Origin of the sequence: Enterovirga rhinocerotis (assembly GCF_004363955.1) — a bacterium.
Taxonomy (GTDB): domain Bacteria; phylum Pseudomonadota; class Alphaproteobacteria; order Rhizobiales; family Beijerinckiaceae; genus Enterovirga; species Enterovirga rhinocerotis.
On sequence record NZ_SNZR01000013.1, the window covers coordinates 747,471 to 771,697 of the forward strand.

The following is a 24,227-nucleotide window of genomic DNA, read 5'->3' on the forward strand; positions in this document are numbered from 1 at the left end:
GAGATGTATGATGATGAAGCGACGTGATTTCCTGGCCGGCTCCGCCGCGCTGACCTCCGCTCCCTGGATCATCCCGGCCCGTGCGTCCGATGACAGGATCGTCATGGCCTGCTGGGGCGGCGGCACGGCCCGGATGTGGCGCGATGCCTTCGGAAAGCCCTTCACGGCGGACACCAAGATCCCCGTGACGGTCGCGGAAGTGCCCGACCCGTCGGCCGCCATCGCGGCGGCGCAGGGGCGCCCTCAGCACAACGTCATCATCGCGGCCTCTTTCCAGGGCGCTTCTCTGGCCCGCCGCGGCCTGATCGAGGAGTTCGACGCCAGCGAGCTGCCGAACCTCAAGCACATCCCGGAAAAATACTGGATCAAGAACGAGGCCGGCAAGGTGCTCGGCATGCCGATCTACTTCATCTATTACGGCGTCGCCTACAACACGAAGAGCTCCAAGGCCGACGATTTCGCGTCCTGGAAGAACCTTGCCGAACCGAAATGGAAGGGTCTGCTCTCCATCACGAGGCCGATCTTCTTTGCGCCCTACGACCTCACCATCTGCAGCAAGGTGATGGGCGGGAACGAGGTGAATATCGAGCCGGGCATTCCTCTGCTCCAGGGCATCGCCCGCAATGCGGTCAGCTCCTATACCTCGATGGCCTCGCTCCAGCAGCAGCTCGCGCTCGGTGAGGTCTCGGCGGCGCCGTTCTATTCGAGCCAGGTCCAGCTTCTGAGGCGGAGCGGCGAGAAGGGTGTCGACATCGTGATCCCGCAGGAAGGCGGTCTCGTCCTGTCCTACATCCTGGCGATCCCGAAGAACTCGGGCAGCCGCGCGGCGGCGATCCGGTTCCTGAACGAGTCCATCTCGCCTCCGAAGCAGATCGAGGCGGCCCGCAACGCCTATCTGCCGCTCTCCAACAATGTCGAGCTGCCGGCCGACCTGTCCAAGGACTACGGCATGACGATGGACGAGGTCCGCGGCCGCAACTGGGCGCCCGACTGGTACGCCGTCGCCGGCCAGATCGAGGAGCGGATGCGACTCGTCCAGAGGATCATCGACGAAGCGCGGTAATCGATCGCTCGGCTCGGCGGGGTTGCGACCTCCCGGCGCGGCGGCGGGTGTTGGAGACGGATGTTCATGCGTGTGGGTATCGAGATCGGCGGGACATTCACGGATCTCGTCCGGATCGACGATCGCGGCATCCGGATCGTCAAGGTCCGCAGCACGCCGGCCGCGCCGGATGCCGGATTGTTCGATGCCGTCGAGGCCGGCGGCATCGACCTCGAGGCGGTGCGCGACTTCGCGCACGGCTCGACGGTCGCGACCAATGCGGTCCTCGAGCGCAAGGGGGGGCGGATCGCTCTCCTGGTCACGGAAGGCTTCCGCGACATCCTGCTCTTGCGCCGCCAGGACCGCGAGGCCCTGTTCGACATCTTCTATCGGAAACCCGAGCCGCTCGTGCCGCGCAGCGACACGCTCGAGGTGCCCGAGCGCGTCGGCAGCGGCGGGGACGTCGTCCGGGCGCTCGACGAGGACGCGCTGGTTCCGCGCCTCGAAGCGTTCCTGCGGGATGGGGGATACGATGCCGTCGCCATCTGTCTCCTGAACGCGTTCGCGCGGCCCGATCACGAGCGGCGCGTCGCCGAACTCGTGCGCCGGATCGCGCCCGATCTTCCCGTGACGTGCTCGGTCGATGTCAGCCGGGCCTTCCGCGAATACGAGCGGGCGAGCACGGCGACGCTCGCCGCCTATGTCCAGCCGGTGCTCGACGCCTATCTCCGCCGGATCGAGGCGCGTCTCGACGGGTCCGGGTTCCGCGGCGCCTTCTCGATGATGCAGTCGAATGGCGGCCGGGTTCCCGCCGCCGCCATCCGCTCGAACGGGGCGAGCGCGCTTCTGTCGGGGCCGGCGGCCGGCGTGACCGGCGCGATCCGCCAGAGCGCACGGTCCGGGGTGCGCGACATCATCACGCTCGATATCGGCGGCACCAGCGCCGATGTCTGCCTGATCCGCGACGGGCGGCCCGACCTCACCAAGGAAGCCCGCATCGACACGCTGCCGGTCCTCGTGCCGATGGTCGACATCACGACGATCGGCGCGGGCGGCGGCTCGCTCGTCTGGATCGACGATGGCGGGCTCCTGCGCGTCGGCCCGAGGAGCGCCGGCGCCGATCCGGGTCCGGCCTGCTATGGTCGCGGGGGCACCGCGCCGACGCTGACGGATGCCCATGTCGTCTGCGGCCGCATCAATCCCGACGCGAAGCTCGCAGGCTCGCTTCCGCTCGATGCTGCGGCTGCCCGGCGCGCCTTCGAGCCGATCGCCGAGACCCTCGGCCTGTCGGTGGAGGAGGTGGCGAGCAGCGCCATCCGGATCGCCGTCGAAGCCATCGTCTCGGCGATCCGCCTCGTGAGCACCAGCCGAGGCCGCGATCCGCGCGACTATGTCCTCGTGCCGTTCGGCGGAGCGGGACCGCTTCATGCGGCCTTGGTCGCCGATGCGCTCGCGATGGACAGGGTCCTCATCCCGCCCAATGCCGGGGTGCTGTCGGCCTATGGGCTCCTGGTCGCGGATTACTCGGTCTATGACGGCGTGACGCGCCGTCGGCGGCTCGAGGAGGAGGCGATGCCGGATGTGCGGGCGACGATCGCCGAGCTTCTCGAGGGGCTGACGCGGCGGGCCGACGAACTCGGCCTCGGCCCGGACCGCCGCTTCGACGTGATCCTGGAGATGCGCTTCGTCGGCCAGGCCTACGATCTCGGCGTGCCCATCGACCTCGCCGCGCTCGACGAGCTGAAAGCCTCGGACCTCGTCGCCGCCTTCGTGCGCGAGCACGAGATCGTCTATCGCCACGGCGGACTCGGGGCGGTGAAATCCGTCGAGATCGTGTCCTTCCAGGCCGGCCTGCACGTCGCGCCCGAGACCGTCCCGAGCCTCGCCGACGTGGCGGAGGCGGAGGCCGCCATCCCGACAATCGGCGCGCGGATCTATGACGAAGGGCGGTGGCACGAGACCTCGCGTCAGGCGCGAAGCGCCGTCGCGGACGGCATTCGCGGGCCTGTCGCGCTCGAAGACCTGACGGCGACCGTCTACGTGCCCCCCGGCTGGACGGCCGCGTCCGACGAGGCCGGCAACCTGACCCTGAGGAGAGTCGCGTGAATCCCGTCGATCAGGCGATCATCAGCCAGGCGCTGCTCTCGGCCGCGCGCGAGATGGGGATCAAGCTCTACCGGTCGGCCTATTCCTCTGTCGTGCGCGACGGCAAGGATGCCTCGACCGGCATCCTCGACTGCACCGGCCAGGCGGTGGCGCAGAGCGACGAGCTCATCCCGATCCTCGTCGGCTCCCTGTCGATCACCTTCCGTGCCTGCGCCGAGCGCTATCCGGTCGAGACGCTGCGCGAGGGCGACTTCTACATCTGCAACCACCCCTATCACGGCGCGCACCACCTTCAGGACATCCTGATCTTCGTGCCGATCTTCTTCGAGGGAGAATTGCTGGGCTTCAGCGCCTCGGTAGCGCACCATCTCGATATCGGGGGCGGTGCGCCGGGCATGAACACCTCGGCGACCGACTACTACCAGGAGGGGCTGATCATCCCTCCGAGCAAGTACAACCTGAAGGCCGATTGGCAGGACGACGGCCCGTTCCAGCGCTTCCTCGCCGCGAATTTCCGCGTGCCGGAAATGACGATCGGCGACATCGATTCCCAGTTCGCCGCCTGCGCCGTCGGTGCCGACCGGGTCCGGGAACTCGCTGCGAAGTTCGGCCCGGCGACCGTGAAGGCGGCGATGAGCGAGATGATCGCCTATGTTGAGCGGCGGGTGCGCGCCGCGGTCAGGGCGATCCCGGACGGCACCTATTTCGGCGAGGATTGCCTCGACGACGACGGCCTGTCGGACGAGCCGCTCGCCATCAAGGTCAAGCTGACGGTCGCGGGGGACCAGCTCTCCGTCGACTTCGAGGGTACCTGCCCGCAGGTGAAGTCGAACCTCAACGCGCCCTTCGCCTCCACCGTCTCGGCGACGCTCGCCTGCGTGAAATCCGTGCTCACGGGAGACGACGTGCCCTTCAACGAAGGCGCGACTCGGGCCGTCAGCATCACGGCGCCTCGGGGGAGCCTCCTCAACCCCAATCCGCCGGCACCGGTGCGGGCGCGCATGGAGGCCGCCTTCCGGTCCTACGACGTCGTGCTCAAGGCCTTCGGCGCGGCCATTCCAGACCGGGCTGTCGCGCCGGGCTACGATTGCACCACGGGATTCTGCCTCAGCCACCTGAAGGATGGCCGCTTCCGCGTGTTCCTGGAACTGCGCGACGGCGGCTATGGCGGATCCGCGAAGGGCGACGGCTGCGATGCCGTCGCCGGACCCCTGTCCAACTGCACCAACACGCCGGTCGAGCAGATCGACGCGGATTACGACTTCTTCCGCATCGAGTCCTACGAGCTGCGGCCGGATAGCGGCGGCAGGGGGCGTCACCGCGGCGGCATGGGATCGACCCGGACCTACCGCATCCTCGAGGACGGCGTCCGTCTGTCGATCTATGCGGATCGCTTCAAGTTCCCGGCGGCGGGGCTCGCCGGCGGCGAGCCGGGGGCGCCGGGTGGGTGTTTCGTCCATCGGGGGGACGAGGTCATCACCGTGCGGACCAAGGACGACCTTCCGCTGCGCCGCGGGGACCTCATCGTCCTCGCCTCTGGTGGCGGCGGCGGCTTCGGCGAGGCCTCGGCCCGCGACGAGGCTGCGATCAAGCTCGATCAGAAACAGGGTTACGTGACCGCGTGACATCGCGGGACGGCAGGCCCTCCAGGGAGATGTCTCACATGTTCGATCGCCGCTCGCTTCTCCTCGGTTCCGGTGCGCTCGCCGCAGGCGCCATTCCGCGCACCGCGCGAGCGTCGGGCGGACGCGTCATCATGGCGACCTGGGGCGGAGGCAGCTCCAAGCGCTTCCGCGAGACCTTCGCCGGATCCTTCACCAAGGCGACCGGGATCCCCGTCACCATCGCGGAGGTGCCCGATCCGGCGGCCGTGATCGCGGCGGCCCAGGGCCGGCCTCAGCACAACGTCATCATCGCGGCGTCCTTCCAGGCCGGCACCCTCGCGCAGAAGGGCCTGCTCGAGGAACTGACGGAAGACGAGATCCCGAACATCCGCAAGATTCCCGAGCAGTTCTGGGTCCGCAACGCGGCCGGCAAGCTGATCGGGATGCCGATGTACTTCCTGTTCTACGGAATCGCGTACAATACCGAGCTCGCCAAGGCCGAGGATTTCCCGTCCTGGAAGGTGCTGGCCGAGCCCCGCTGGAAGGACAAGATCTCGATCACCCGCCCGGTCTTCCTGGCGCCCTACGACCTGACGCTCTACGCCAAGCTCAATGGCGGCGACGAGACCAATATCGAGCCCGGCATCCCGATGCTGCGGGCGGTCGCGAAGAATGCCGGCACCGCCTACACCTCCATGGCCTCGCTGCAGCAGCAGCTCGCCACGGGCGAGATCGTCGCGGCCCCCTATTACTCCGGCCAGATCCAGAACCTGCGGCAGGCAGGCCAGACCAGCATCGCGATGACGCTGCCCGCCGATGGCGGCCTTGCCCTGTCCTACATGCTGGCGGTGCCGAAGGGCGCGCCCGACCGCGCCGCCGCGATCCGCTTCCTCAACGAGGCCATCGATCCGCAGAAGCAACTCGAAACCGCGCGGAGCGGCTTCCTGCCGCTGACCACCACCACCCTGCCGCCGGACATCGAACGCGACCTCGGGACGACGGTCGAGAAGGTCCGACAGGGCACCTGGTCGCCGAACTGGTTCACGATCGCCGAGAAGTTCGAGGAGCGGGTCCGCCTCGTCGAGCGCATCATCACCGAAGCGCGGTGACGGACGGCTCGTGTAGTGCCGGGCCGGCAGGGACCGCCCGGTCCGACCCGGCCGCCGCTTTCGATCGAACCTGAGGCCTGCCATGCCGACCGCCTTCCTCTGGCACGAACGCTTCGCCTGGCATGAGGCCGGCCCCTATCCGTTTCCCGGGATGGAGCCGTTCCCGACGCCCGACACCGCGGAGGGCAAGCGGCGCATCCGCAACCTCGTCGATGCGTCCGGCCTCCTGGCGAAGCTCGTCGCGCTCCCGTTCGGCGAAGCCGAGGATGCGGCGATCCTGCGTGCGCACAGCCCGGCCTATCTCGATCGCCTCCGCGCGGTCGACCGGACCGGCGGCAGCCTCGCCCCCTTCGCCCATCTGGCGGCTGGCGGCCTGTCGATCGTCCGGCTCGCCGCCGGGGCCGCGATGGCGGCCGTGGACGGGGTCGTCGACGGCACGGTCGCCAACGCCTATGCGCTCCTGCGCCCCTGCGGCCATCATGCGGAGCGCGACGCGGGGATGGGCTTCTGCCTCGTGAACAACGTCGCGGTGGCCGCCCTGCACGCCATCGAGGCGCGCGGATTGCGGCGCGTGGCCGTGGTCGATTGGGACGTCCATCACGGCAACGGCACCCAGGACATCTTCTGGAACGATCCCCGTGTCCTCACGATCTCGCTGCATCAGGAGGCGCTGTTCGGTGCGGGGTCTGCCGGCGAATGCGGCGGCGTCGAGTGGACGGGCGGGTCCGACGCGGCCGGGACCAACATCAACGTGCCGCTGCCGCCCGGCTCGGGGGAGGGCGCCTATCGCGCGGCCTTCGAGCGTGTCGTCGTTCCCGCGCTGCGCCGCTTCGCGCCCGACCTGATCCTCGTCGCGTCCGGCCTCGATGCATGCTCGCACGACACGCTCGGACGGATGATCCTGCATTCGGACAGCTACCGGCACCTGACGGCGACGGTGATGGAGGCGGCGGCCGAGCTCTGCGAGGGCCGGCTGGTCCTCTGCCACGAAGGGGGCTACGCGCCGCAGCTCGTGCCCTATCTCGGCCTTGCGATCCTCGAGACGCTGTCGGGACAGAGGACCGACATCGTCGACCCGTTCAAGGACGGCGTGAAGCGTCAGCCCGGCCAGGTTCTGCAACCCCACCAGGAGGCAGCGGTTTCGCTGGCCGCGACGGCGGCAGGGCTGCATTCCTGACGCGCGGGAGGCGGTCCGCCCGCCGCGTGCGCCTTCCTTCCCCTCCAGTGCGCGCTCCACGACGCGGACGACCTGCCCCGGTGCGGTGTCGACCGCGCCGCGATGGCTCGCGCCGCCGATCGGGCGAGGCGTCACGATGCCGTGAAGGGGGGAAGAGGTCGGCTCCTGCCTACGCCTCGTCGAGCACGACGATTGGCCAGCCCGAACCGGGCATGGCGCGCACGGAGCGACCACCGGTGCAGGGTAGCCCAGCCGCCTCGCGGGTCAAGCCGACACGGCCCGCGCCCGGCCTTCGGCTGCCGTCGTCAGAGAGCGGCGAACCAATCGGCATAGATCGTCGTCCGGGCCATGTGGCGGTTCAGGTCTGGCGCGCCGTCGGTCCACCAGACCGGGCCGCGTTCGCCGAGCGCGCGCTTCGCCGCATCGACGGCGGCACGGGCGTCCCGCAGATCCTCAATGCGGCCGGACCGTCTGGCGTGGCCGACGCGGCGCCGCGCATCCATCAGCGCCGCCACATGCCGCGCGCGTTCCGGCTCGGGCAGGTTCGGGTTCGATCGGCGCCAAAGCCGGCCGCGGACCACGATGTATCGGCCGTCGGGCGTCACCGGAGGATCGCTCACCGTCCCGAGCCTGTCCCGCCGGCCTCCGCAATCTGCGCCCGCCGCGAGGGCAGGAGCAGCCTCGGAAGGTCGCCGCGGACAAAGCCGTGGCTGACCGAGGCTGCGTGATCCCGCGCCAGCGTGTCGAGATCGTTCAGCAGCCCCCGCACCGCCGCGCGCGCGTCGCCGCCGAATTCGGCCAGCACGGCATCGACATCCTCCTCGGTCACAGCCGGGACGGCCGTTGGAACGGGTGGAGAGGCGACGCGGCTCATAGGAACATTATGAGAACAAACGTCGCCGGAGTCGAGTCGCGTGCGGCGTCCTCGCGGCGCTTTGCGCTGGGGCCGTCCCGCTATGCGAGGTAGTTGTGGAGGACGCGCCCATAGGGAAGCGTGAAGTCGACGACCTGATGGCGCGCCTTCACGATCTTCCTCACCGGCAGGTCCGCGACCCGGCAATTGACGTGCGGGACGAGATGCAGGCGGGCATCGCCTTCCCAGGCGCCATGGACGGTGATGTCGGTGAGATTGTAGCCGATGAGCTGCGCGACATCCATTCCCGTGCCGTCGACCTTGGGGATCAGCTTCAGATTGACGTTCAGGCCGCCGATCCCGTCCCGCACCGCGTCCAACTGGTCTTCGAGGCTGCGATGCTTGTAGGTCATCGTGCCGATCGCGACGGGGATGTCGTCGTAGAACAAGGTGCCCGTGAGGGTGTCCTTGATCACCTTGAGCCGCGGGATGCCCCACTTCTTCGGGAAGCCCCAGATTTCCCGGCCGCCGGCAATGGGCGGCTCGTCGTCCAGATACATCTGGACCGAGAAGCTGCAGGGCTCGCCCTTGTAGAGGGCCGCGATGGCCAGGCCGCTCTCCTGGTAATCCCCGAACCCGGACGAATCGGGCATCTTCATCCACTCGTAGGAGACGATGTTGCCCGGGGCCGGTTCCAGCGGTTCCGGCAAGGCGGCTCGGATCAGGTCCGGGTCGCTTTCGTAGGAGATGATCAGGTACTCGCGCCCGATGAAGCGGTTCGGGGGCTTCGGATAGCTCGGGCTCGCGACCGGCATCGAGCTGGCGGCGAGAATTTCGTCTCGGGTCATCGCTTGTCCTCGTCTTCGTTTGTCCCGCGGCGATCCGTGAGATCGTAGAGGCTGATGCCGAGCGAGCGGCGGCGACCGAGCCAGTCCGGATGATCGAAGGAGCGCCGCGCGTCGTCGAGACCGGCGGTCCAGTGTTCCAGCATCGTCGAGCGCGAGAACTCGTAATCCTTCGCGCTCCCCTCGTAGGGCCGGCTTCGGTAGATGAGCTGAAGGATCGAGATGGAGGGCTCCTTCGAGCTCTCGAGCAGATGGGCGACGTCCTCGTCGTCCCGAAGCTCCGGCGGCAGCTTTGCGAGGAGGCGCCGCAGAGCCTCCTTCGTGCGGTGGAGCTCGACCTGGGCGTCCGTGTTGAGCCGGGTCCGGCTCGAATAGCGGATGTCCTTCTCGCGCACGCTGGCCTGATCGAGCGTTTGCGGCATCGGTCCCCGTGCGGGGAACAGGTCGACCTGAAGGATCGACATGTTCTCGTCGGTCGCGCAGTCGAGCACATGCTGGAGCGGCGTGTTCGAGACGAGCCCCCCGTCCCAGTAGTAGCGGCCGTCGATCTGGACGGGCGGAAAGCCCGGCGGCAGCGCGCCCGATGCCATGATATGTTCGGGGCGGATGACGTGGCTGTGGTTGTCGAAGAAGACGACATTCCCCGTCTCCACGTCGACGGCGCCGACGCTGAGGCGGGTTTTCCGGGAGTTCACCAGGTCGAAATCGACCAGCCTCAGCAAGGTCTCCCTCAGCGGCGAGGTGTCGTAGTAGCTCACGGGCCCCGGAAGCCCCGCCCCGTACAGCGCCCGCGGGGGGATGTGGTGACGGAAGAAGCCCGGAACGCCGGTGAGTGTGACGAGAGCCGCGCTGAGCTCGTTGACCGAGGCATGGAGGTGCTCGCTCGGCCACAGCGGAACTCCGACGCCTGACGAGACCTGTCCCCAGAACTCGCGCAGCCGCTCGAGCCTGCGCTCCGGCGGATTGCCGGCGATCAGGGCGGAGTTGATCGCCCCGATCGACACGCCCGCCGCCCAGTCAATGCCGGCGCCGCGCTCCTCCGCCGCTTCGATGACGCCGGCCTGGTAGGAGCCGAGCGCGCCGCCGCCTTGAAGCACAGCGACGTTCAAGCCGGACGAGCGGGTGGGGGTCGCCATGATGTCGTTCCGATGAGGTTCCGAGACCGGGAGCCTGCGGCGCCTATTGCATGAACCAGCCGTGGCTCACCACCGCCGATTGGCCGCTATGCGCCACGGAGGAGGCGCTCGCATAGAACAGCACCATGTCCGCAACCTCGTCCACGGTCGTGAACTGGCCATCGATCGTGTCCTTCAGCATCACCGTCCGGACCACATCCTGCTCGGACATGCCGAGTTCGCTCGCCTGTTCGGGGATCTGCTTCTCCACCAGCGGCGTGCGGACGAAGCCGGGGCAGACGACATTCGCCGCGACATTGTGCTCGGCGCCTTCCTTGGCCAGCACCTTGGCGAGGCCGATCAGCCCGTGCTTGGCGGTGACGTAGGCTGCCTTGAGCTTGGAGGCTTCCTTCGAATGGACGGAGCCCACATAGACCACGCGGCCATACCCGGCCTTGTACATGTGCGGCAGGCAGGCGCGGGTGGTCAGGAATGCGCCGTCGAGCTGGATGGCGAGGATCTTCTTCCAATCCCCGAAGCCAAAATCGACGAGCGGCTTGACGATCTGGATGCCCGCATTGGAGACGAGGACGTCGATCCTGCCGAAGTGAGCAACCACCTCGTCGATGGCCTTGCCGACCTGCTCCTCTTCGCTGACATCCATGACGACGGCATAGGCCTTTCCGCCCTTCGCCACGATCTCGTCCGCCGTCGCCTGCGCCGCATCCAGCTTCAGATCCGCGATCACGGCCACGGCACCTTCCGCCGCAAAGCGCTCGGCGAGCCTCTTGCCGATGCCCGATGCCGCTCCGGTCACGAGAGCGATCCGGTTCTCAAATCTCGCCATGTCGGTGATCTGCTCCATCCGCGGACCGAAGATCGCAGCCGAGTGCCGCCGTGGACGCCGGGCGCCGGTCGGGCGCGATGCTAAAACGGATGCGGATCGAGACAACCGGCAAACGTCCCAAATTCCTGCCGGATATGTCCCACCTGCGCAGGAAGCTCGAAACGATTAACCAAAATAAGCTCTCCGCGCGAATATCGTTCGGCGTTGCGCTCATGATCGGCACAATGTAAGGGCTGCTTTGTCTTGATTCTGACAATCAAGGCTGTGTATGCTGAGAATAGCAATGTGAATAGGCAATGAGATCGATTGCCTTCTCGCTCTCAGATTGTGCCGGCGTGCGTATGGTGGACGTCGGTTTCGCGCTTGTATGATGGGTCGGGACGATGAACGTCTATTTGGAAGCTTTGCGGCACCTTCCGTTGATCGTGATCGGCCTGCTTCCCATCATGAACCCCCTGAGCACCGTTCCGCTGTTCCTTGCGCTCACGAAACGGATGTCGGCTCGTCACAAGCGTCAGCAGGCCCTCAAGGCCAGCCTGTATGCCTTCGGCGTGCTGGCCGCATTCCTCCTGCTCGGCAACAGCATCATCTCTCTCTTCGGCATCTCCCTGCCGGGGATCCGCGTCGCCGGCGGCTTGATCATTCTGGTGCTTGCCTTCCGCATGCTGTTCGCCGGCGAAGGAGAGGCGGCCTCGATCGAGTCCGGCCCGGAGGAGATCAAGCAGGCCGATCTCGATTTTTCGTTCTCGCCCTTGGCCATGCCGAGCCTGGCGGGTCCCGGTTCGATCGCGGTCGTGATGGGCTACAGCTCGCACATTCCGCAGGATCACCTCGTCCTGGGCTACACCACCGTGTTGGCGGGAACGTTCATCACCACGATGGTCGCCTTCCTGGCGCTGGCCAGCGCGGGCTGGATCAGCAAGTTCCTCGGCGAGCACGGCATCCAGGCCGTGACCAAGATCATGGGGTTCCTCCTGACCTGCGTGGCGGTTCAGTTCATCGCGTCGGGCGTGCGCGAGTTCATCCAGTCCTTCGCGTGAGCCGGGCGATCGTCGGGCCGGGCGCGATGCGCAGGCCGGCGGCCTTGGATGCAGGGCTCCATGATCGCCATGGAATCGGTCCGGACCGTCGAGATTGAGCGACGCGAGGCGTTGCGGTGCCATCGCGCCGCTGCCAAGCTGGATCGCTGCGACGGCATCCGCCGTCGCAGCCTGTTCGATATCGGTGTCGATCGAGGGACGAGGCGGTGAGTGCAACCGAGATCGGCCTGTCAACCGACATGGTGGACAGGTCCGTTCGGACCGAGTTCTGGAGGGATGTCTCGAGCATCCTCTATGACATCACGCCGGTCGATGACGGGCGGGCACAGGAGCTCACAGGCTCGGTGCAGTCCCAGCCTTTCGGATCGATGATCCTGGGGCATACGACGTTCAACCGTCAGATCTGCCGGAGAACGCCGAAGATCATCGTCAGAAGCGCGCTGGATTTCTACATCGTGCAGCTCGTCCTCTCGGGCGATTACAGGGGCGATTTCAACGGCGTGAATTTTCACGCTCGTCCCGGCGACGTTTTCATCCTCGATCTGGCGCAGGTGCTCGACAGCGAGAAAGAAGCCGGAGCACGCATATCGCTCGTTCTTCCGCGCCCGGTCCTGGACAAGTGCCTGCCGGGACGGCGCCTGCACGGTCTGATCCTCGATCGCCGGAGGGCCACGACGCGTCTGCTGGCGGATTACCTTATCGGAATCGAGAAGGTCGTCGGCGATCTCGCGCCGAACGAGATCCCCGCCGTCCAGGAATCCGTATCGGTTCTGCTCGCGTCCGCCGTCGAGGGCGCGGGCGAGCATAGGGCGCCGCTGACCGTCAGTCGGCCGATGCGGCAGCGTATTCTCTACTATATCGACAGCAACCTCGGTGATCCGCTGCTCGGCCCCGACAGGGTGATGCGGCGCTTCCGGGTGTCGCGCTCGCATCTGTACCGTGCCTTCGAGCCGGATGGCGGCGTCGCGAGGATCATCCGGGCGAAGCGCCTCGATCACGCCTACCATCTCCTGAGAGGATCGGCCGGCGGTCGTGTGTCCGTGAAGGAGGTCGCCCGCCGCTGCGGCATCTCCGAGGGGACGGATTTCGCAAAGTCCTTCAAGGTCCGCTTCGGCCTGACGCCGAGCCAGTTGCGCGGCGTGGCGGCGACGGCCCGGAGCGAGCCGCAAGGCCCATTCCTTCTGCATGAGCACTTGCTGACAGAGGCGGCGAGGAACGGCCTCTGAGGCGATCGACGTCGCACGCGCCGGAGGCGTGTCGCCGTCGTCGTCCGAAGCAGGCGGCCGGCCGTCGCGTGCCAGCCCGATCGGGCGGCAGGCGCACCATCACGAGCAGGGTGTCGATGGCAGCGAATTCGGCACAGGAACCGGATGATCTGCGCGTCCAGATGTGAGCATGGAAGGCAGCGGCCAGGCCATGCACGAGAACCAGAACGAAATCGTGCCGTATCGAGCGGGGGATGGGTGTCGGATACGGAGCGCGATATCGCCGATTGCGTCGGGGCGGTCTACGAGGCCGCCACCGGCGGCGGCGACTGGCGACCTGCCGGCACCCGGATCTGCCGGCTGCTCGACGCCCAGAGCGCGACGTTCCGGCTCGGCGACGGGGCCGGCGCCAGCCGCAACGTGCTGTCGACGTCCGATGACGCCGAGGCGGCCTATATCGCCTATTACCACCATGTGAACCCGTTCATGCAGGTTGCGCGGCGGGTGTTCCGGAGAAGCCGCGAGCAGACCGTCGGGCGTGTCAGGCGCGGGGAGCAGGTCGTCCCCGATGCGGATTTCATGGCGAGCGAGTACTATCACGACTTCGCGCGCCACCACGGTCGCCGCCATATGATCAGTGGAATGGTCGGCCTCGGCGAGGCGACCCCGCTCGCCTTCTTCCGCGCCGATGGAACGGAGCCGTTCGGAGAGCGGGACGTCCGCGTGCTGCAGATGCTGATGCCGCATGTCCAGCGCGCCGTCGAACTGCGCGCGCGGCTCTCCCTCGATCGGCAATCCGCCGGATTGACGCGCGCCGTCCTCGATACCGTCCCGTTCGGGATCGCCGTGGTGGATGCGGGGCTGAGGATCCGCTTCGTCAACGATTCCGGGGCCCGCCATCTGGCCGGTGTCGATGCCGGGCTCCATGCGATGAGGTCGGGGCCCTTCGCGGGGACCGGCGTCCATCTCCGCGCGACCGGACGATCGGGGTCGGCCACCCTGCGCGCGCTCGTCTCCTCGGCTGTATCGGGTGGCCCCGGCGGTTCGATGCGGGTGCTGTCCGAAGACGGGAGCGCGTTGGCCGTGCTCGTGTCTCCGGCGCCCCATCTGCTTGCCGCGGAGATCGGCAGCGAGCGGCTCGGCAACGGCCCCGAGCCGCTGGCGCTGATCGTCATTCGGCCCCTCGATCGCAAGGATGCGCCCTCGATCCCGATGCTCTGCGACCTGTTCGGATTCAGCCGGGCGGAGGCTGAGGTCGCCGTGGCGCTCTTCGGCGGGGCGGGCGCGGAGGATGTCGCGAGAGGACGCGGCGTCTCGCTCGTAACCGTGCGCAACCAGATCCGCTCGATCCTCGTCAAATCGGGGGCAGCGAACCTCCGCGATCTCGAGCGCATGATGGCGACGATCGCGGCCTCGGCGCTCCAGGTTCGCTGACGTCCCGCCCGATCGTCTGTCCTGATCGGTATTCGGCGCGGAAGCGGGGCTCTACCCTGATCATGGTCCGGCCGTCCTGAGGCAAGTAGGAGCGGTCAGGGCGCCCGCGATATCCATGCGCGCGATCCTAGCCGATTCACCGTGCGGCATGAGCAGGACTGATCATGCCGGACGCGCCGCCGCCGACTAGGTCGCGGGCATCGAAGACGGCCCGGGTCCCTCGTCTCATGTCGATGCATGTCTTTCCGCCGCGGCGCAGCCAGACGATGTCAGGCGTCTCCGACCAGCCCGTCTGCAAAGGCCTGCTGCCCGACGACGGGAGCGAGGCGCTTGGCACGCCCGTCGACCGCGACCGACGACGCTCGCGCAATCACCGCTTTCGCTGACGGCCCTGCCGGGCCCGCCGGCGTCACCCGGCCGAGCCGCCGCCCCGCGGCCGGCCGATCTTCCCCGACCATGCTCGACCAATGGAGACATCGATGAAAAGAGTCCTTTCCCTGATCGCGGGCCTCGGCCTCGCGGCGCTGGCGGCAGGCGCTGCCCATTCCGCTCCCGTTCCGACCATGACGGCCCAGGCAGCCCCCGCCGGCGACATCGTCACGGTGTCGGGCGGCTGCGGGCCGTTCGGCTGGCGCGGGCCCTGGGGCCATTGCCGCGACACGCCCTATAGCGGCCCGCTCCCCGGCGGCGGCTGGGCCGGCGGCCCGCAGCCCGCGGCCGACTTCTTCGGCAATGGCTGCCCTCCCGGCTACTGGCACGGCCCGTGGGGCCATTGCCGCAACACGCCCTATCACGGCGCCCTGCCGGGCGGCGGCTGGAAGTAATGCGTCTCGCCCATCCTCCTGACCGACTGGATCCATCCATGCTCAAGATCACTCTTCCGGCCGTCGTCTTCGCGGTGGCCGCGCTCGGCGTCGGCGTCGCCCAGGCCCAAACCCAGCCCGCTCCGCAGCAGCAGCCGGCGCCGACGATCGTCGAACTGCATACCGCCGAGGATTCCGTCGCCGTGCTCGATGCGCGCCTCGCCGCGCTGAAGACGGTGATCGGCATCAAGCCGGACCAGGACAAGCTCTGGGCGCCGGTGGAGGCTGCGATCCGTCAGGTCGCGAAGAACGCCGCCGACCGCCGCGCGCAGCGGGCCAAGGCCGCGCAGCCGACGAGCTTCGTCGACATCCTGGAGCGCTCGGCCGATGCCGAGGCCGCCCGCGCGGCCGATCTCAAGATCGTCGCATCGGCGCTGAAGCCGCTCGTCGCGTCGCTGAGCGAGGCCCAGCAGCGGCGCATCCCGGCCTTCCTCGGCCTGCGCGAAGGACGCTACGGCATGCCGCAGCCCTCCGCCGAGCTTTGGATCTTCGAGGACGAAAGCTGATCCGACCGGCCGGCGGATCGCGGAACACTCCGTCCGCCGGCCCGCCCCCAAGCGGGCGTCGAGACACCGTGACCTGAGGGCGTGGGTGGAGAGGGCCGGCGGCCGCCGCCGTCGCCACCCCCTGCCCACTCCCCCCTCCGCCCGCGGACGATCGAAGCGATGATGGTGCGCGTCGCCGCCATGACGGCGAGAGCGATGAGGAGACGGTGGCCGCGAGCCGCAGCCGGGCCAGAAGGTGACAGGCGAGCGGTCGCAGCCTCGACGGCGATGGCTTACATCGCGACTGCCCGCCGGACCGTGGGCGATCGGGACAGCGAGCCATGCACCGAAACGACTTCAGGACGCTGCAGCTGTTCGTGGCAGCTTGCGAACTGAAGAGCCTCAGCCGGGCAGCCCAGCGCCTCGGCATCGCCCCCTCCGCTGCCAGCCGCCGGATCCAGCTCCTCGAGCACGACGTCAAGGGGGCGCTTCTCGAGCGCCTGCCTCACGGTGTCGTGCCGACACCGGCCGGAACCACGTTCCTCCGTTTCGCGCGCGACATCCTGCATCTCGTGGACCGCGCCGACCACATGCTGAGCGAGCACCAATCAGGGGTTCGAGGCTTCGTGCGCGTCGCCTCGTCCAGCTCTGTTCTGCTGGCCCGGCTCGCTTACGACATCTCGCGGTTCGCCTCGTCCCATCCCGATATCCAACTCGACCTCGAAGAGCGCGACACGGAAACCACGCTCGAAATGGTGCGAAGCAAGCAGGTCGATATCGGCCTCGTCGTCAGCGGCGCGGATACCCAGCCCCTCGTCACCTTCTCCTTCGGCGGCGACCGACTTGTTCTCGCCGTGCCGCAGACGCATCGGCTCGCGTTGCGTGAACGGCTGAGATTCTCCGAGTTCTCCGACGAGACCTTCGTCACGCTGGGCCATGGCACGGCCGTGAGGAAGGTGCTGGTGGAGCAGGCTCGCCTGCTCGGAGCGCCGCTCCTGGTGCGCGTTCAGGCGAATACGTTCGAGGCGATGGCGCTCCTGGCAAGCCAAGGGCTCGGGGTGGCGGTCTTGCCGCAACCCGTACTCGCGCCCCTCAAGGAGGCCTATGGGCTGAAGGAGATCGAGATCGTGGAGCCGTGGGCGAGGCGAAATTTCGTGCTTTGCGTGCGCTCGATGCCCGAACTGGACCCGCCGGCGCAGAAACTGCTGAGATTTCTGCTCGACCCTTAAGCATTCGAATTTGGCGAAATCAGAATTCTACGAATTCGCCTTTATCGCGCGCAGGGTTATCGGCGAACCTTCCTCGCTGCCATGGTCCAGCAGTTGAACGGGAGTGTGATGTCCGCTCGCTCGCCACAGCCGAGAAAGGCCCCGACTGATCGGGTCTTCGGGGTATCTCAGCAGGTCGGACGCAACACGGCAGGACGTCCGGCATGACCCTGAACGCGCGCACGAGAGGAACGCTTCTCGTTCTCCCCGCCACGCTCTGGCTCCTGCTTTTCGCCGTCGCTCCGCTGGTGCTGCTCGTCGCGATGTCGTTCTGGACGTCGAGCATCTTCGGGACGACCCCGGACCTGACGCTCGACAACTACCGGGTCATCGTCGAGGAGCCGATCTATCTGAAGGTCCTGCTCCAGACCCTGCGCATCGCCGTGACGGTGACGCTGATCTCGCTCCTGCTCTCCTATCCGATGGCCTATTTCATCGCCACGCGGCCGATGTCGAGGAAGAACACCTTCCTCGTGCTCCTCTTCCTGCCGTTCTGGTCGAGCTACGTGGTGCGCACGTTCGTCTGGCTGCCGATGCTGGGACGGAACGGCCTCGTCAACTCCGTCCTGCTTCAACTCGGCGTGATCGACCAGCCGCTGGAGTGGCTCCTCTACAACGAGGGCACGACCCATCTCGCCCTCGTCTATGTCTATACGCTGTTCATGGTCCTGCCGATCTACCTATCCCTGGATCGCATCGATCCGAGGCTGATCGAGGCGGCGGCGGATCTCGGCGCCGGGCCGTGGCGGACCTTCAGGCGGGTCATCCTGCCCCTGTCGATGCCGGGCGTGCTGTCCGGCTGCGTGATGGTGTTCCTGCTCGCCTGCGGCGCCTACGTCACGCCGCAGCTCGTCGGCGGCACGACGGGCATCATGTTCGGCAACGTCATCGCCCCGCAATACACGGTGACGAACAACTGGGCTCTCGGCGCGGCCTTGTCGGTGGTGCTGATCGTCGTCGTCTTCCTGTGCCTCGCCCTCTTCGGCCGGAAGGTCCGGCTCAACGACGTCTTCGTCGGGGGCTGAGATGGCAGGCAGCACCGACACCGCCGGCGCTCCCGCCGACCGCCTCGGCAGGCTGAGGGCGACGGCCCTCTCGGTCTATGCCGGGCTGTTCTACGCCGTCCTCTATCTGCCGATCCTGCTCCTCGTCGTCCTGTCGTTCAACGATTCGCAGTCGATCGGCCTGCCGTTCAAGGGCGTGACGCTGCGCTGGTTCGAGGAGGTGCTCGGCTCCAGCGCGATGCGGACCTCCATCGCGAACAGCGTGCTGCTCGGCATCGCCAGTTCAGTCATCGCGACCGTCCTCGCCCTGATGCTGGCCCTGGGCTTCCGGAACGACTTCGCCTTCAAGAATCTCCTGATGAAGGTGGTGCTCCTGCCGATCCTCGTCCCGGGGATCGTCGGCGGCGTGATCTACCTCGTCTTCTTCGGCTATGCCGAATTGCCGTTCGGGGTCTGGTCGACGGCTTTGCCCGTCCACATCACCTGGGTCCTCCCCTTCGCCTTCCTGACGCTGTTTCCGCGCGTGCACGGGCTGGATCGCAGCCTCGAGGAAGCCGCCGCCGATCTTGGCGCCCGTCCCTGGGTCACGTTCCGTCGCGTCACCTTCCCGCTCATCAAGCCCGGCGTGGTCGCGACCACGATGTTCGCCTTCACGCTCTCGTTCGACGAGTTCATCCGCACCCTGTTCTCGATCGGCAACGAGAGGACGGTTCCCGTCCATCTGTGGTCGCTGCTGTCGGACCAGATGGCCCCGTTCCTGCCCGCGGTCGGCGTCGTGATCATGGCGATCTCGATGATGGTCTCGCTCGCCGGCTTCGCGCTGTCCGCGCGGGCGGACCGGAGACCGCGCTGACAGCGCCCCCCATAACCAGAGGAGAACCACGCATGAGCCGTCACCCGTTCGATCTCAGCCGCCGTGCGATCATGCAGGGCTCGGGCGCGCTTCTGAGCGCTTCGGCGCTGCCTTTCGGGGCGTGGGCCCAGACGCCCGAGGTCACCGCGCTGATGGTCAACGCCATGCTCGGGCCGACGCTGAAGCCGATCGCCGAGGCCGAGGCGAAGGTCAAAATCACGGAAGGCGCCTTCATGTCCGGGACGGATACCGTCTCGCGGCTCACCGCGCCCGGCGGCGCCCGCTACGACCTCATGAACAGCTCCTTCGCCTTCTCGCAGCCCGTGGTGATGGGCGCGAAGGCCGGCCAGGAGCGGGTCCAGCCGATCGACGTGTCCCTGATCCCCAACATGAAGGACATCAACGCCCCATCCAAGGAAGGCATCGGGGAGCGCGACGGCAAGGTCTACATGATCCCCCACAGCTGGGGCTTCGATTCCATCCTCTACAACCGCGCCGTGGTTCCGGACGACGACCCCTATACCCAGTCGTGGTCGCTGCTGTTCGAGGACAAATATGCCGGCCGCATCGGCTGGTGGGACGTCGCGCACCAGATGCTGATGGCCGCGGGGCTTTATCTCGGCCATGCCGAGCCGGAGAAGATGACGCGAAGCGACCTGAACGAGGTCGGCCGCTTCCTGATCGCGAAGAAGAAGAACGTGCGCACGTTCTACACGACCTTCGCGCAGGGCTCGAACCTGCTCAGCAGCAACGAGATCGACATCTGCTACGGCATCGCGCCGATGCGCAACGATCTCCAGAAGCGCGGCTTCAACATCACGGGCGCCTGGCCGAAGGAAGGCGTGCTGTCGCTGATCAGCGCGTCCTATATCCCGAAGGACTGCAAGAACGTCGCTGGCGCGCACGCGATCATCAACGCGATGCTGGGCGAGGCCTATTCGAAGGAGCTGTCGAACGGGAGCGGCTACCTGTCGGCCTCCATCCACGGCGACGCCAATCTGTCGGCGGACGAGAAGAAGAAGTTCGGCTACGGGCTCTTCGACGGCTCCGTGAAGCACTATCAGCTCAAGTTCCCGACGGCCATGAACATGTGGATCGAGACGTGGAGCCGGGTGAAGAGCTCGTGACGACCTCTTCGCAAGCGTCGGTGGGGGCGGAGCAATCCCCTGCCGGGGAGACGGCCGTCTCCCTGCAGGGGATCACCAAGGCGTTCGGCGGCGTCACCGTCCTCGAACCGACCACCCTCGATATCCGGAAGGGAGAGTTCTTCTCCCTTCTCGGCCCCTCGGGCTGCGGCAAGACGACCTTGCTGCGGATCATCGGGGGCTTCGAGCATCCGAGCGGCGGCGAGCTCCTGATCGGCGGGCAGCCGATGCTCGGCACGCAGCCCTATGACCGGCGGACGAACATGGTCTTCCAGCACGGCGCCCTGTTCCCGCACCTGACGGTGGCGGAGAACATCGCCTTCGGCCTGGAGATGAGCCGGAAGCCGCGCGGGGCGATCGACAGGAAGGTCGCCGAGGCCCTCGATCTCGTCCGGCTCGATGGATTCGGCGCGCGCCGGATCGATCAGCTGTCGGGCGGCCAGCGCCAGCGCGTCGCCATGGCCCGCGCCTTGGTGAACGAGCCGGAGGTGCTGCTGCTCGACGAGCCGCTCGGTGCGCTCGATCTGAAGCTCCGCCTTCAGATGCAGGACGAGTTGAAGCGGCTGCACCGCGCCATCGGCGGCACCTTCATCTTCGTCACCCACGATCAGGGCGAGGCGATCTCGATGTCCGACCGGATCGCCGTGATGAGCCGCGGCGTGATCCAGCAGGTGGGATCGCCGCGCGACGTCTACGAGAAGCCGGCGAACCGGTTTGTCGCCGAATTCATGGGCCATTCGAATTTCTACACGGGGCAGGTCGGGCGCCGGGAGGACGGCGCGGGCGAGGTGATCGTGAACGGCCGGCCCTTCCCCTGCACGATCCCGCCGGGCTTCGCGGTCGGGGCGCCGGTCTTCGTCGCGCTGCGATACGAGCGCGTCGAGGTCGCTCCTCCCGACGATCCCGGTTTCGGCCTCGACGGAACGCTGGTCGAGGAGGCGTATCTCGGCCCGACCGTCCAGCGGACGATCGATCTGGGCGAGATCGGCCTCATCGTGTCCGATACCGCCAATAACGGCAGGGAGCGGGCGATGGCTCCCGGCAGCCGCGTCCGGGTGAGGTGGCTGGCAGACAGCCCGACGCTGCTCGCGCCATGAGCATGGAGAGGGACATGCCCGCAGGGTACGGCGGCGGCCTCGCGATCAACCACTACATCACGCCCGAGGGCTATGCGCTCGAACGGTTCCTCGACGATTGCGCCGAGGCCGGAGCGACCGGCGTCGGGCTCACCGAGCGGGCGCTCGCGGAGATGCCGCTGGAGCGTCTCGGCCAGGCCCTCGAGGAGAGGAGCCTGCGCGTCACCTCGGTCAACAGCGCGGGCTTTTTCCTGTGGGACGATCCGCAGAAGGCCCTGCGGCAGCAAGAGATCAACGCCGCCCTGATCCATGCCGCCGCCGTTCTCGGCGCCGATGCGCTCGTCACGATCACGGGCGGCCTGCACGATTACGCGGAGGCGAGGCCGGGCGACCTGAAGCGGGTCCGCTCGCGGGTGGAGCAGGATCTCGCCCCGCTGATCGATGCGGCCGTCGCGCGCGATGTCCGTCTCGGCCTCGAGCCGATGCATCCGATCCGCATTCCGAACAAGTCGACCTTGAACACGCTCGCCCAGACCGAGCGCCAACTGGCGCACCATCCCGGTCTCGGTTTCGTCCTCGACATGTTCCACTCCTGGTGGGATCCCGATCTCGAGGAGGTGCTGGAGCGGTCCGTGTCCCGCCTTCGCCTCGTCCAATTGACCGGCGTCGCGCAGCCACGGGGCGATGTCCTGCTCCCGGTCCGCTGCCCGCTCGGAGAGGGGCTCGTCGACCTGCCGGCGCTGCTCGCGACGCTCCGCTCCGTGGGCTATCGCGGCCATTTCGAGTTCGAGCTGTTCGCGCCCGATCTGCGCGGCGCGACGGTGGCCGAGGCCATCCGCCGCGCGGTGGCGGAATTCGGCGCCGCTTGGGAAGGCTGAGGGCTGCCATGTCCGTTCTCGTCACGGGAGGCTCGGGTTTCGTCGGCCTGAACATCGCCTCCGAACTTCTTGCGCAAGGCACCGACGTCGCGCTGTTCGGGCCGGCCGCCCCGCCGGCGGGCGCCCTCGCGCATCTGCGCGGGCTGAAGGGCGTGCTGACGATCGCCGAGGGCGACGTCCGCGACCGGCGCTCGCTCGATGAGGCGATCGCGGCCACGGGAGCGTCGCGGCTCGTCCACGGAGCCGCCATCACCGCGGGTCTCGAGCGGGAGGCGGTCGAGGCGATCCGCATCGCGGAGGTGAACCTCCTCGGCACGCTGAACGTCCTCGACGCGGCGGTCGCCGCCGGGATCAGACGGGTCGTGCAACTCGGGACGGGCTCCGTCTTCGGCAGCGTGCCGCCGGACATCGACGCGATCGACGAGACGCTTCCGCCGGTCCCCGACAGTCTCTACGGCATCACCAAGTACGCCGCCGAGCGGGCTGCGATCCGTTACCGCCAGACCCGCGGGCTCGATGTCGTCGTCGCCCGGCTCGGCGTCGTGTTCGGTCGCTGGGAATACGATACCGGGGTGCGCGATACGCTGAGCGTGCCGCTGCAGCTCGCGCGCCTCGCCCGCGCGGGCGAGAAGGCCTGTTTCCGGGCCGGATTGCCCGACGACTGGGTCTATGCCGCGGATATCGCGGGCGCCGTGGCCGCTTTGCTCGACGCGCCGGCGACATCCTACCCCGTCTATCAGATCGCGACCGGACGGCGCTGGTCGATCACAGACTGGTGCGAGCGCCTCAAGGGCACCTATCCCGGCTTCGACTACGCGCTGAGCGCGGATGACGCGCTCATCAACGTGGCGAGGGCCGCCCCGACCGCACGGCCGCCCTTCCGCGTGGACCGGCTGCGCGAGGATGTCGGCTACCGCGCGCGCTTCCTGGAGGAGGCCGCCTTCGAGGATTATCTCGCCTGGCATCGGGCCGGAGGGTTCGAGACGCCATCCGCGTCCCCGCAGCCGGCCGACGACCGAGCGGCATCGATGGGTGCGGGCCGATGAACGCGATCTCGTCCGAAACCTTCAGGCTCGACGGCAAGACGATCGTCGTGACAGGCGCGGGCGGCGGGATCGGCACCGCGATCTCGACGGCCTTCGCCGCGGCCGGAGCGCGCGTCGCCTGCCTCGACAGGGAGACGCCGCAGGCCACCGTCGACGCCATTGCGGCCGAGAAGGGTCAGGCCCTGGGGTTCGCCTGCGACGTCACGGACCAGACGCAGGTCTACGCGACGATCCAGACGATCGTCGCCCATTGGGGCGGCCTTCACGGCCTCGTCAACGGCGCCTCGAACGACGATCCGTCCGGCAGCATCGTCGAGCTGTCTCCGAAGCACTGGTCGGCGGTCTTCGACGTCCACGTGACCGGCGCCTATCACATGAGCCGGGCGGCGCTGCCCCACATCATCGCCTCGGGCGGCGGGAGCATCGTGCACATCGCCTCGCAGATGGGCCATGTCGGCGCGCGCGGCCGGCCGGCCTATTGCGCCGCGAAGGGCGCCTTGATCCAGCTGGCCAAGGCCATGGCGCTGGACCATGCCGATCAGGGCGTCCGCGTGAACTCGCTGTCGCCGGGGGCGATCGAGACGCGCCGCCTCGTCCTGCGGCACGGGGACATGGAGAGCGCCAAGGACTACAACGCCTCCAAACACGCGCTCGGCCGGATCGGCCAGCCGCACGAGATCGCCGCGGCCGCGCTCTACCTGATGAGCGACGCCTCGAGCTTCATGACCGGCACCGATCTGCTCGTGGACGGCGGCTACACAGCGATGTGAGCCGAAGCGCCAGGGCTTGCAGCGAACGTATGAAGGGCGCGCGTATCGGGAGGCGCTTGGGCGCCTCCGCCGCTTCCGCGGAACGATGACAGCTAGGCCGCCAAGCCCTCTGCCTCATCCCTCGATCTTCTCGAGTTGCGCCGCGACCTGCCCGCGCTCGACGAGTTGCGCGCGATCCCGAGTTGGATGGCGTGGCGGTTGAGTGATGTCGCACATCGCTTTTCGGCTTGGATGCCGACGCCGGCAGTATCAATCCATTCGAATGGGTCCGTCCGGCAAGATCGCGGACTCCTCGATCCGGGAAAGCTTCACGAGCCGATCGGACGGCCCGCCATCGCCAAGCTGATCGAAGCCGGTCGTATTGGGATCCACGATGGTGCTTCTCCGTCGGCTCCGCCCCTCAGACGAATGCGCCGATCGAGCGCGCTTGGCGGAGCACGAAGCAGAACGTCTCGCACCCCC

General features: G+C 67.8%; 25 protein-coding genes. 19 read left to right on the forward strand and 6 right to left on the reverse strand.

Annotated elements, in window-relative coordinates; genetic code table 11:
- The first annotated feature begins 10 nt into the window (after window positions 1-10).
- From EV668_RS15205 to EV668_RS15225, 5 genes are all read left to right on the forward strand, one after another.
- Window positions 11-1,063: an extracellular solute-binding protein gene (locus tag EV668_RS15205; protein ID WP_166652482.1), complete on the forward strand. Its 1,053-nt coding sequence runs from the start codon at window positions 11-13 to the stop codon at window positions 1,061-1,063.
- 66 nt (window positions 1,064-1,129) lie between these two features.
- Window positions 1,130-3,148, forward strand: coding sequence for a hydantoinase/oxoprolinase family protein (locus EV668_RS15210; protein ID WP_133771436.1), 2,019 nt, complete (start codon window positions 1,130-1,132; stop codon window positions 3,146-3,148).
- Window positions 3,145-4,773, forward strand: a complete 1,629-nt coding sequence (locus tag EV668_RS15215; protein ID WP_133771438.1) for a hydantoinase B/oxoprolinase family protein — start codon at window positions 3,145-3,147, stop codon at window positions 4,771-4,773. Before EV668_RS15210 ends, EV668_RS15215 begins: the two co-directional genes overlap by 4 nt.
- Window positions 4,774-4,811: 38 nt before the next feature.
- Window positions 4,812-5,861 carry an extracellular solute-binding protein gene (locus tag EV668_RS15220; RefSeq protein WP_166652483.1) on the forward strand — a complete coding sequence of 350 codons (1,050 nt, stop codon included), beginning with the start codon at window positions 4,812-4,814 and terminating at the stop codon, window positions 5,859-5,861.
- An 82-nt stretch (window positions 5,862-5,943) separates the two neighbouring features.
- Window positions 5,944-7,038: a class II histone deacetylase gene (locus tag EV668_RS15225; protein WP_133771442.1), complete on the forward strand. Its 1,095-nt coding sequence runs from the start codon at window positions 5,944-5,946 to the stop codon at window positions 7,036-7,038.
- 305 nt (window positions 7,039-7,343) lie between these two features.
- Here the strand turns inward: EV668_RS15225 and EV668_RS15230 are convergent, their stop codons facing one another.
- The 5 genes from EV668_RS15230 to EV668_RS15250 all read right to left on the reverse strand — a co-directional run bounded on the left by EV668_RS15230 (window position 7,344) and on the right by EV668_RS15250 (window position 10,698).
- Entirely contained in the window at window positions 7,344-7,658 is a 315-nt protein-coding gene (locus EV668_RS15230) for a hypothetical protein (RefSeq protein WP_133771444.1), read from the reverse strand.
- Window positions 7,655-7,912 (reverse strand): hypothetical protein, encoded by a 258-nt coding sequence (locus EV668_RS15235; protein WP_133771447.1) that lies wholly within the window; start codon window positions 7,910-7,912, stop codon window positions 7,655-7,657. Before EV668_RS15235 ends, EV668_RS15230 begins: the two co-directional genes overlap by 4 nt.
- Window positions 7,913-7,992: 80 nt before the next feature.
- Entirely contained in the window at window positions 7,993-8,739 is a 747-nt protein-coding gene (locus tag EV668_RS15240) for an acetoacetate decarboxylase (protein WP_133771449.1), read from the reverse strand.
- Complete coding sequence (locus EV668_RS15245) at window positions 8,736-9,872, reverse strand: DUF3734 domain-containing protein (protein WP_133771451.1); 1,137 nt, start codon at window positions 9,870-9,872, stop codon at window positions 8,736-8,738. The genes EV668_RS15240 and EV668_RS15245 overlap by 4 nt, the downstream gene beginning before the upstream one ends.
- Window positions 9,873-9,915: 43 nt before the next feature.
- Window positions 9,916-10,698 (reverse strand): 3-hydroxybutyrate dehydrogenase, encoded by a 783-nt coding sequence (locus EV668_RS15250; protein WP_133771453.1) that lies wholly within the window; start codon window positions 10,696-10,698, stop codon window positions 9,916-9,918.
- A gap of 383 nt (window positions 10,699-11,081) precedes the next feature.
- Between EV668_RS15250 and EV668_RS15255 the strand changes: the two genes are divergently transcribed.
- From EV668_RS15255 to EV668_RS15315, 14 genes are all read left to right on the forward strand, one after another.
- Window positions 11,082-11,738, forward strand: coding sequence for a MarC family NAAT transporter (locus EV668_RS15255; protein ID WP_133771455.1), 657 nt, complete (start codon window positions 11,082-11,084; stop codon window positions 11,736-11,738).
- Between the two features lie 60 nt (window positions 11,739-11,798).
- Window positions 11,799-11,948, forward strand: a complete 150-nt coding sequence (locus EV668_RS24835) for a hypothetical protein (protein ID WP_166652484.1) — start codon at window positions 11,799-11,801, stop codon at window positions 11,946-11,948.
- The gene (locus EV668_RS15260; protein WP_133771457.1) at window positions 11,945-12,964 is read left to right on the forward strand and encodes a helix-turn-helix domain-containing protein; all 1,020 of its coding nucleotides are present in this window, start codon (window positions 11,945-11,947) and stop codon (window positions 12,962-12,964) included. Before EV668_RS24835 ends, EV668_RS15260 begins: the two co-directional genes overlap by 4 nt.
- Window positions 12,965-13,201: 237 nt before the next feature.
- Window positions 13,202-14,377, forward strand: coding sequence for a helix-turn-helix transcriptional regulator (locus EV668_RS15265; RefSeq protein ID WP_166652485.1), 1,176 nt, complete (start codon window positions 13,202-13,204; stop codon window positions 14,375-14,377).
- A 479-nt stretch (window positions 14,378-14,856) separates the two neighbouring features.
- On the forward strand, window positions 14,857-15,201 hold the full coding sequence (locus EV668_RS15270) for a GCG_CRPN prefix-to-repeats domain-containing protein (RefSeq protein WP_245513209.1): 345 nt from the start codon (window positions 14,857-14,859) through the stop codon (window positions 15,199-15,201).
- Between the two features lie 38 nt (window positions 15,202-15,239).
- Window positions 15,240-15,746, forward strand: a complete 507-nt coding sequence (locus tag EV668_RS15275) for a Spy/CpxP family protein refolding chaperone (protein ID WP_133771462.1) — start codon at window positions 15,240-15,242, stop codon at window positions 15,744-15,746.
- Window positions 15,747-16,066: 320 nt separating this feature from the next.
- Window positions 16,067-16,954: a LysR family transcriptional regulator gene (locus EV668_RS15280; protein WP_133771464.1), complete on the forward strand. Its 888-nt coding sequence runs from the start codon at window positions 16,067-16,069 to the stop codon at window positions 16,952-16,954.
- 203 nt (window positions 16,955-17,157) lie between these two features.
- Window positions 17,158-18,018, forward strand: coding sequence for an ABC transporter permease (locus tag EV668_RS15285; protein WP_133771466.1), 861 nt, complete (start codon window positions 17,158-17,160; stop codon window positions 18,016-18,018).
- Window position 18,019: 1 nt separating this feature from the next.
- On the forward strand, window positions 18,020-18,850 hold the full coding sequence (locus EV668_RS15290) for an ABC transporter permease (protein WP_133771468.1): 831 nt from the start codon (window positions 18,020-18,022) through the stop codon (window positions 18,848-18,850).
- Between the two features lie 32 nt (window positions 18,851-18,882).
- Entirely contained in the window at window positions 18,883-19,977 is a 1,095-nt protein-coding gene (locus EV668_RS15295) for an ABC transporter substrate-binding protein (RefSeq protein WP_133771470.1), read from the forward strand.
- A complete protein-coding gene (locus tag EV668_RS15300; RefSeq protein ID WP_245513210.1) occupies window positions 19,974-21,092 on the forward strand; it encodes an ABC transporter ATP-binding protein in 1,119 nt (372 codons plus the stop codon). Before EV668_RS15295 ends, EV668_RS15300 begins: the two co-directional genes overlap by 4 nt.
- A 14-nt stretch (window positions 21,093-21,106) precedes the next feature.
- Window positions 21,107-21,949 carry a sugar phosphate isomerase/epimerase family protein gene (locus EV668_RS15305; RefSeq protein ID WP_166652486.1) on the forward strand — a complete coding sequence of 281 codons (843 nt, stop codon included), beginning with the start codon at window positions 21,107-21,109 and terminating at the stop codon, window positions 21,947-21,949.
- Window positions 21,950-21,957: 8 nt separating this feature from the next.
- The gene (locus tag EV668_RS15310; RefSeq protein WP_133771474.1) at window positions 21,958-22,995 is read left to right on the forward strand and encodes an NAD-dependent epimerase/dehydratase family protein; all 1,038 of its coding nucleotides are present in this window, start codon (window positions 21,958-21,960) and stop codon (window positions 22,993-22,995) included.
- Window positions 22,992-23,765, forward strand: a complete 774-nt coding sequence (locus EV668_RS15315) for an SDR family NAD(P)-dependent oxidoreductase (protein WP_133771476.1) — start codon at window positions 22,992-22,994, stop codon at window positions 23,763-23,765. The genes EV668_RS15310 and EV668_RS15315 overlap by 4 nt, the downstream gene beginning before the upstream one ends.
- A gap of 249 nt (window positions 23,766-24,014) precedes the next feature.
- Here EV668_RS15315 and EV668_RS25600 read toward each other — a convergent pair whose 3' ends face one another.
- Window positions 24,015-24,137, reverse strand: a complete 123-nt coding sequence (locus EV668_RS25600; protein WP_280960110.1) for a hypothetical protein — start codon at window positions 24,135-24,137, stop codon at window positions 24,015-24,017.
- Between the last annotated feature and the right edge of the window lie 90 nt (window positions 24,138-24,227).

Bases quoted from the DNA above. Each gene is read 5' to 3' on its own strand.
- EV668_RS15255 (WP_133771455.1), top strand. From the start codon at position 11,082: ATGAACGTCTATTTGGAAGCTTTGCGGCACCTTCCGTTGATCGTGATC.
- EV668_RS15290 (WP_133771468.1), top strand. From the start codon at position 18,020: ATGGCAGGCAGCACCGACACCGCCGGCGCTCCCGCCGACCGCCTCGGC.
- EV668_RS15225 (WP_133771442.1), top strand. From the start codon at position 5,944: ATGCCGACCGCCTTCCTCTGGCACGAACGCTTCGCCTGGCATGAGGCC.
- EV668_RS15295 (WP_133771470.1), top strand. From the start codon at position 18,883: ATGAGCCGTCACCCGTTCGATCTCAGCCGCCGTGCGATCATGCAGGGC.
- EV668_RS15245 (WP_133771451.1), bottom strand. From the start codon at position 9,872: ATGGCGACCCCCACCCGCTCGTCCGGCTTGAACGTCGCTGTGCTTCAA.
- EV668_RS15305 (WP_166652486.1), top strand. From the start codon at position 21,107: ATGCCCGCAGGGTACGGCGGCGGCCTCGCGATCAACCACTACATCACG.
- EV668_RS15315 (WP_133771476.1), top strand. From the start codon at position 22,992: ATGAACGCGATCTCGTCCGAAACCTTCAGGCTCGACGGCAAGACGATC.
- EV668_RS15250 (WP_133771453.1), bottom strand. From the start codon at position 10,698: ATGGCGAGATTTGAGAACCGGATCGCTCTCGTGACCGGAGCGGCATCG.
- EV668_RS15210 (WP_133771436.1), top strand. From the start codon at position 1,130: ATGCGTGTGGGTATCGAGATCGGCGGGACATTCACGGATCTCGTCCGG.
- EV668_RS15310 (WP_133771474.1), top strand. From the start codon at position 21,958: ATGTCCGTTCTCGTCACGGGAGGCTCGGGTTTCGTCGGCCTGAACATC.
- EV668_RS15240 (WP_133771449.1), bottom strand. From the start codon at position 8,739: ATGACCCGAGACGAAATTCTCGCCGCCAGCTCGATGCCGGTCGCGAGC.
- EV668_RS15280 (WP_133771464.1), top strand. From the start codon at position 16,067: ATGCACCGAAACGACTTCAGGACGCTGCAGCTGTTCGTGGCAGCTTGC.
- EV668_RS24835 (WP_166652484.1), top strand. From the start codon at position 11,799: ATGATCGCCATGGAATCGGTCCGGACCGTCGAGATTGAGCGACGCGAG.
- EV668_RS15270 (WP_245513209.1), top strand. From the start codon at position 14,857: ATGAAAAGAGTCCTTTCCCTGATCGCGGGCCTCGGCCTCGCGGCGCTG.
- EV668_RS15275 (WP_133771462.1), top strand. From the start codon at position 15,240: ATGCTCAAGATCACTCTTCCGGCCGTCGTCTTCGCGGTGGCCGCGCTC.
- EV668_RS15205 (WP_166652482.1), top strand. From the start codon at position 11: ATGATGAAGCGACGTGATTTCCTGGCCGGCTCCGCCGCGCTGACCTCC.
- EV668_RS15235 (WP_133771447.1), bottom strand. From the start codon at position 7,912: ATGAGCCGCGTCGCCTCTCCACCCGTTCCAACGGCCGTCCCGGCTGTG.
- EV668_RS15285 (WP_133771466.1), top strand. From the start codon at position 17,158: ATGACCCTGAACGCGCGCACGAGAGGAACGCTTCTCGTTCTCCCCGCC.
- EV668_RS15220 (WP_166652483.1), top strand. From the start codon at position 4,812: ATGTTCGATCGCCGCTCGCTTCTCCTCGGTTCCGGTGCGCTCGCCGCA.